General features: G+C 50.1%; 5 protein-coding genes. All 5 read right to left on the bottom strand.

Going from position 1 to position 7,718, the window contains the following annotated elements; genetic code table 11:
- Window positions 1-73: 73 nt before the first annotated feature.
- The 5 genes from Q0236_RS03630 to Q0236_RS03610 all read right to left on the bottom strand — a co-directional run bounded on the left by Q0236_RS03630 (window position 74) and on the right by Q0236_RS03610 (window position 7,098).
- Window positions 74-850, bottom strand: coding sequence for an ABC transporter ATP-binding protein (locus tag Q0236_RS03630; protein WP_297915234.1), 777 nt, complete (start codon window positions 848-850; stop codon window positions 74-76).
- Window positions 843-1,835: an iron ABC transporter permease gene (locus tag Q0236_RS03625; RefSeq protein ID WP_297915233.1), complete on the bottom strand. Its 993-nt coding sequence runs from the start codon at window positions 1,833-1,835 to the stop codon at window positions 843-845. Before Q0236_RS03625 ends, Q0236_RS03630 begins: the two co-directional genes overlap by 8 nt.
- A gap of 862 nt (window positions 1,836-2,697) precedes the next feature.
- Window positions 2,698-5,418 carry a carbon monoxide dehydrogenase gene (locus tag Q0236_RS03620; protein ID WP_297915231.1) on the bottom strand — a complete coding sequence of 907 codons (2,721 nt, stop codon included), beginning with the start codon at window positions 5,416-5,418 and terminating at the stop codon, window positions 2,698-2,700.
- Window positions 5,419-5,635: 217 nt separating this feature from the next.
- The gene (locus tag Q0236_RS03615; protein ID WP_297915229.1) at window positions 5,636-6,274 is read right to left on the bottom strand and encodes a nitrous oxide reductase accessory protein NosL; all 639 of its coding nucleotides are present in this window, start codon (window positions 6,272-6,274) and stop codon (window positions 5,636-5,638) included.
- Complete coding sequence (locus tag Q0236_RS03610) at window positions 6,271-7,098, bottom strand: ABC transporter permease subunit (RefSeq protein ID WP_291940222.1); 828 nt, start codon at window positions 7,096-7,098, stop codon at window positions 6,271-6,273. The genes Q0236_RS03615 and Q0236_RS03610 overlap by 4 nt, the downstream gene beginning before the upstream one ends.
- Between the last annotated feature and the right edge of the window lie 620 nt (window positions 7,099-7,718).

Raw genomic sequence — 7,718 nt, 5'->3', positions numbered from 1 at the left:
AACTTTAGGTGGGTGCAGGGAGTGCTTGCACTCCCGCTCGCAGCGGCGGCTTAGCCGCCGCGAGAAGTCAAGATCAAAACGGATACGTCAAGCAGCAGACGCGACCGACCTTTTCGTTGTAACTGACATCGAGCTGCAGATCGTATAGTTTGCTTAAAATTTCGCTTTTTATGATCTGCTCGGCCTTGCCGTATGCGACCTCGCCGCCGCCTTTTACGAGCGCGACGTATCCGCCCAAAAGCAGCGCGAAGTCCGGATTGTGCGTGGCCAAAACGACGGTGTAGCCGTTTTTTAAAAGCTCCTTCGTGGCGCGGAGGAATTTGTATTGGTTGGCAAAATCCAGCGCCGAGGTGGGCTCGTCGAAGATCACGATCTTTGGCTCGCTGCAAAGGGCGCGCGCGATGGACGCCATCTGCCTCTGGCCGCCGCTTAGGCGCGTGATGATCTTATCTTTTAGGTGCCAAATTTCAAGCATTTTCATGTAGCGCTGCGCTAGCTTGTAGTCTTTTTCGCTCGGCTGCGAAAAGATCCCGATATGCGCCGTGCGCCCCATCAGGACGTATTCGAATACGCTGTAATCGTACTCACAGACCTCGCTTTGCGAGACGTAGCCGATGATCTCGGCGCGCCCTTTGGCGCTGAGGCTCGCCATATCCTTGCCGTCGATTGAAATTTTACCGCGCAGAGGCTCAAGCGTGCCGCTGATTAAATTTAAAAGCGTCGATTTACCCGCGCCGTTTTGACCCAAAATCGTCAGCATCGCGCCCGCTTCGAGGTTTAAATTCACGTCGCGCAGCGTCAGAGGAGCGGATTTTACGTAGCCGAAGTCTAAGCTTTCAACCCTAACCATTTAGCTTCCTTTTATTTTTAAGCAGGATGAATATAAAAAATAGTGTGCCGATGAAGCCCGTAAGCACCCCCAGCGGGATCTCGCTTTGATTTATGCTGCGCGCTACGTCGTCTACGATGAGCACGAAGATCGCGCTTAAAAATATGCTCGCGGGGATCGCTTTGGTGTTGCTCACGCCCACGATCATGCGCGTTAGATGCGGCATCAAAAGCCCCACCCACGCGACTATGCCGCTGATACACACGCTGCTTGCGGTTAGCAGCGTCGCGCAGACGATGATGATACCCCGCTCCAGCACGACGTTTACGCCGAGCTTCGCCGCAGTCGCATCGCCCATGGATAGGACGTTTATGCGGTAGCTCATCAGCACCAAGACTACGATACAAACCCCCATCACCGGCGCTATCATCGCTAGCACGGAGGGATCTACTTTCGCGAGGCTTCCTAGCTGCCAATATACGATGTCTGCAAGCTTCGTCTCGGGATCTGCCATAAATTTTAAAAATCCGATCAGCGCGCCCATCAGACCGCTTACGATGATGCCCGCAAGCACGAGCATTATGGTGGCGCTTGAACGCAGCGCGCGCGTGATCAAAAGCGTAATGCAAACCGCCGCAAGCCCGAAAACGAAAGCGAAAAGCTGGATCAAAAGGATATTTAGATCAAGCAGGATCGCGATCGCCGCGCCCACGCAAGCTCCGGCGCTCACGCCTAAAAGATCGGGCGAGACGAGCTGGTTTTTAAAGACGCCCTGATACGCCGTGCCGCTGATGCCCAGCGCCGCGCCCACGAGCACTGCGGCGATGATACGCGGCAGGCGCACCTGCATGACGACGTTATGGACGTTTTGCGCTACTTCGCCGCCGCTAAGCGCTTTTAGCACCTCGGCGATGCTTAGGCCGAAGCGCCCTATACAAAGCGATATCGCGATCGTCGCAATCGTCGCCAGTATCAGCAGCACGAGCATAAATTTAAAATTTTTCATACCTTCCCTTGCTTTAAATTTTATCTTTTGCCTTAAATTTAATCTTTGAAATTTCGCCTCGTTGAAACCCGCTTAAAATTCCGCTTTCCGGCTCGTAGGCGAAAGGCTTGCAGTAAAATTCTTTCGTGATAGCTCCAAGATCAATATTTCAGAAAAGATCCGGATGAAAATTTTAGCCGCCTGCAAGATTTGTAGTGACGCCCTCGCGCCCGTGCGGTCTCAGCCGAAAATGTTTGCAGGTGCAGCATAGACGCACTTTTGCTGCACCGCCTCAAGCTGCGAAACGCAGGACTTGACAGCAGAGCCTCCGCCTCGCACGACATCTCCTACCGATGATGACTTAGAGACTGCAGCGACTTTGATTTATACATCTAAATCCTTAAACAGATGTGGCATTTTAGCATATATCATATTAAATTTTTATGATTTCGGCTTTCATATACGCGGGCGAATTTAATGGCGTGCAGCTTTTTGCAATAAGGCTTTTAGCAAAATTTAACTTGCGGATTTCAGATGAGAGCCTACGAAATTTACGCCAAGATGGAATTTTAAAATTTCATCCTTTCGCGAAAGATAGACTTAAACCTGATGGCGGAATTTTGCCCGGCTAAATTCTGCCGATTTAGCAGTAGACACAACGCGCGGCGAAATTTTATGCAGGATTTGAAGATTTGATTTAAAATTCCACGAACGGATGCGGCGCGAAAATTTTATCTTTATTCGATCGCGGTTTTGCTAGCCATTTAGTCTTAGAATTTTACTAGCCGTTTGGCCGCGGGATTTTATTTGCCCGCAAGAGGTTAAATTTTATCATGAAATTTCGCATCGCTTAAAATGCGATGCGAAATGAATCCGTCCGTCGCTACTGCCAGCCTAGAGCTTTACGCTTTAGGCGCATATCGCTTACCATTTTTAGCGCGAGCGCGACCGGATCGGTATCTACGTGCATCACAGAGCCAAGCGCCCGCCTGGTGCCCTCTTTGAAAAAGTGTATGACATTTGCGGAGCCGTGGATTTGATACTCGACGCAGTGATACGAGTCGATGCCCATTAGGCGGAATCCGAGCGAGGCATCGACGCCCTTTTCGTTCGCCCACTCGGGAGAGGTGAAGGCAAGCGGCAGCTCGTAGAGATTTTTGCCTAGCACTCCTGCGATACCTGCGAAAATTCCGCTGGAGCGGGTATTATCGATACACTCACCCACGTGCCAAACCGGCGGAAGCTCATCTTTTTCTAAAAACGCCCGCAGCGACGCGCCCGCTTTTTTATACGCGCTTTTTTGGCAAAAGCCCAGCTTCATTAGCGGGAACGACGCGCAGCCGTTGGTTAGGATTAGGACGTTATTTTCGATTAGGGTTTGTGCGACATCTATGATAGCGCGCTCATAAGGCACTTTAGGATTGGTGCAGCCGACCATATTTACGATGCCTAAAATTTCACCGCTTTTTAGCGCGTGCGCTAACGGCTCCATGCCGCCGTAGTGCTTATGGACGAATTCTACCGAAAAGCCCACTTCGGCCTCGACTTCGTACGGCGGGATATATACCGGCAGCCCCTTGCGCTTTTCGTGAGATTGCAATGCGCGATCTAGAATTTTACGCGCTAAATTCCTAGTCTCGGCGATATTACTATGGTGATGATCGTAGCCGATATGCTCGGCTCCGGGAAGCCTAGCTGATGAGCTCGTGGTAACGACCTTGGTCTGGAAGCAGTTAGCCACGTCCATGATCGCAGGATAGACATCTTGGACATCGGCGACCCACAGATCAAGCGCTCCCGTGCCTATGACGAGTTCGGCAGTTACGGCGTTTGAGAGCGGCACGACGCCCCAGTTGCGATACATCGCCGATAGTCCAGAACAGCACACGCCGTAAAATGCGATCCCCTGCGCGCCTATTGCGCGAGCCTTGTCTTGGTACTCTTTAGAATTTCCGATCTCCACTATTAGGCTTACCAATGTCGGCAGATGTCCGTGCACGGCGATATTGACCCAGCCTTTTTTAAGCGCGCCCATATTGCTTTTGGAAGTTACGCGATCTCCTACGCCAAATAGCGCATCCGTAGCGATATTTGCAGCTACTACGCCAGTAAATGTAAAAGCAAGCCCACAGCGCAAAAGATGCTGCATCACGCTGCGCCAGTCTCCATCCGTGCCTACACCCGTTCGGTGATATGCCTCAAAGACTTCGTTATACGCACTAATTGGCAAGATATCTAGCTTACGCCATACCTCTTGACGCTCCTTGGGTGCGAGCGCAGTGATGGTTTTATACTCGCCGCTGCTTTGCGAAAGATCTGTTAAAAGCGTATCGGCAAGCTCGATCGCTACCTCTTTTAACTCTCTGCCTTCAGTTGGAATTCCAAAGGCTTTGGCGGTATTGATGATTTTGTATTCACCTATGATTGGTAGATCTAGCTTGCCTTGTGCTGCCCATTTTAGCGACAGTAGGAGCTCTCTGGCGTGCGCGCCGTGTTGAGCTACGCCCGCAGCTACTTGGCGCAGTAAGTTGCGCGACACGATGAGATCGGCGTCCGCACCGCAAGTGCCACGATCGGCCTTTTTAGTGATTTTGCAAGGTCCCATATTGCAGATCTTACAGCATACCCCGCTAAGTCCATAACTACACATAGGCATCTGTTTATCAAAGCGATCAAACGCCGTATCTACGCCGATCTGCTCCATCCTAAGCATCATTTCGCGCACGGCGGGATCAGGGGTTTTCTCAAGTACTTCTTGTTTTGTGGGGAAGGTCTTTTTGTATTCAAGCAACGCCTTCATATAATCCGCCGTAAATTCCGCCTCGTGAAAATGCTCGAAAAGATTGCCCTGCGCGTCTTTATGTGTGTGCGGACTAGCCTCTGCGGGCACTAAAACTTTTGGGATGCCGTGTTCGTCAAATCCGATAATCGCGCGATGAGAGTGGGGCTTGTGATCATGGCAATGTTTGTCGTGCTCGTGCGAGCTGATGGCGGAATTCTCGTCGCACTCATGCGAAGACGCCGCAGAATTTGCGCCGTATTCGTGCAAATAAGCTGCGAGGTTTTCTTCTTGATCGTGTGGGTGGGTCGCAAGATCTTCGTCGTGTAGATGCGAGTGGATTGCGGAGCTATCGCTATGCTTGTGTGAATAAGAGATGTGGTCTTCGCTGCTTGAGCTCTTCGCAGGATTTGAGATGGAATTTGTCAAAGAATCAGCCATGGAATTTGTCGTAGAGTTGATCGCGGAATTTTTAGCGTTGCTTACGCTTTGAGCGCTTGAGCACGCCGTAAAGTTGGTGCTTGAAGCAGAGCTTGCGCTATCATAGCCGCCCGGCGCGGAATTTCTGGCTTCGCAATCGCACTCGTCGCAGGAATTCTCACCTGCGGCGCGATTTTTAGAAATTTTGTCACGAGTATGCGAGGCGGAAGTCGTAGAATTTGCAGCGGAATTTTGAGCGATATTTGCGCTTTTATCAAAAACGGACGCGGCGGAGCTTTTGACCGCATTTGCGGCGGAATTTTCTCCCGTATTCGCAGCGGAATTTTCATCCGTCGCAGCCTTCTTGCGTGAGCCTTTTTGTTTTGCGATTTTGTCGTTTGCCATGGTTGCCTCCTTAAAATTTATTTTAAAAATAAGCGAGAATGCAGCCCTCAATAAATATACTTAAAAACTACATTATTTAATTCTTATAGATAAAATTTAACGTGATTGTATTTTTTAATTGCTTTAAATTCCCTTAATAGCGCATCAAAGTAAAAGATAAAATTTTATGAATAAAATATACTAAATAACTTAGTTTAAATTTCGCCGAGCGGCTCGATCATCTTAGATAATCGATTAGCTTGGCGGAGATTTCGTGAAACTGCAAAATTTTATGCCCCTTTTTCTCGCGCATGAAGTCTTGCGCGTCGCGCAATCTCGCAAACGTGATGAGATCGTCGCCTCTGGCGCTTTGCAGCACGCTGCCAAAAACATAAAACGCGTCCTGCGCCCGCAAAATTTCGCCGCTTGCGTAATCGGTGACGTAAAGCTCTGCACCGCCGAAATTTGCGTTCGTGGAATTTGACTCGCCGAAATTGCCGCTAGCGGGATTTTTGCTCATCAAATTTTCCTCTGCGGAAGTCCCGCCGTTATTGCCGCTCAAATTTTTACCCTCGAAAAAATATGCAAACATCGCCTTGGGCGAAGCAAACGCTAGCGCGCTGCCGTCTTTGAGCCTTGCATAGGCGCGAAATTCAGGGTGCGCGCTAGTATCGATGCCGTATTTGGCGCAGGTAAGATTTACGTCTTTAAGCCACGTAAGATTGCGCACTCTTTTAAAATTCTGCACAGAACCGGAGTCTGTACTATTGAGCGTGCCTAAATTTTGTACCGAGCCAGAGCTCTGAGCCGCGGAATTTTGCATCTCCGCTGCGCCGCAAAGCGCTATAAATGCCGCCAAAATGAGTGGAAATTTCACGCCAAATCCTTTGATCTAAAGATAAAATAGCCCAAAACGAGGCTCGCCGCGCCCAGAGCGATCGGATAGAGCAGCGAAAAGGCGATGAAAAGCCCGCGCCCGAAGTGATCTAGGATAAAATACGCCGTCGTGCCGATGACCGCAAGATCGGGATCAAACAGGCTGATAGCGGCGATGCGGAAGTCCTCCATCGGATTTGCTAGAGCGATTGCGAAAATGAGATTTTCGTTCACGCCCGTTTTTGCGAGCAGTCCGATCAGCACGAGATCCAAAAACGCAAGGCAGAAAAGCCAGACGAAAAACGCAAGCCCAAGCCCCATCTCTTGGCTTTTTGAGACGGCGCAGATCAAAAATGCGATCCCTAAAAACGCCGCGCACAAGCTAAAAAGCAGCCCCGTATAAAGCAGGCAGATCGCCCACGGAATGCCCGTGCCCTTGATCGCGCCCCAAACGATCGCAAGCAGCAGCGACAAAAATATCGGCACGAACACTCCAAATAGCCTTCCCAGCGCCTTGCCGTAATAATACTGCGCCTGCGAGATCGGGAAGCTTAGCAGGTATTCTAAGATGTTTAGGTCACGATCGGCTAGGATCGCCTTGCTGGTGGTTACGAGCACGAAGACGGGCAGGATGATGATGCAGATCTGAATAAACAGCAGCAGCAGCCGCGAAAGCCCGCTAAAGCCGAGTACGCGCGAGTCGGTCACCCCCGTGATGAAAAACGCCGCCACGAGCCCGCTAAAGATCAGCAGATAGAGCAAAAACCAGCGCGAGCGGAAAGACTCTTTGATGTCCAAAGCGGCGATGGTGAGTAAATTTTTCATTCTTTTTCCTTTTTTGCGCCTCGGTGCGCTTTTAAATTTAGATTTCTCGCGCGGCTTAAATGCACGCTTTTAAGCTCGGCTCCGTTTTGCGGCGCGGATTTTGCAGCCTTAAATTTGCCAGCCGAGCTTTAAATAGGCGGCGAAATTTTATCCACAGCGTACGACTGCGCCTCGCGCATAAATTTTAAATTTACGGCTCGCTTGCGGCGCCTGCAAACAGCGCGTCGTTTGCTATCCGCCATCCCACATCCGCCGCAGTTTTAAAATTTAGCCGTTTAACGGACCGCTTAAATTTTAGCTTCGTAAAATTTCAAAGCCGGGCGTATCCCGCGGCATAAAATTTTAAAATTCTAAAAATCCCGCATCGGCAAATTCCGCGCCGGATAAATTTTAAATTTACGGCGAAATTTTAAGCTAGCGGCTCGCGTAAATTTTAATTCGGCAGAACGAATTTTGCGCCGAGCATTAAATTTAGCCGCGTTGCGAGATGAAATTTTGCGGTCGTTTTTTAAGTCTAGCTTTGCCTCGCGCAGAAGTCGCAAAGTAAAATTTTATCTCATCTATATCGGCACGGGCGGCACGCTGACAGGGGTCGGTCGTTACCTCCGGAAGAAGAATGC

It is taken from the genome of uncultured Campylobacter sp. (assembly GCF_938031315.1).
Taxonomy (GTDB): domain Bacteria; phylum Campylobacterota; class Campylobacteria; order Campylobacterales; family Campylobacteraceae; genus Campylobacter_B.
Note: the sequence above shows the minus strand (reverse complement) of the source record. Positions and strands in the feature narration are given on the sequence as shown.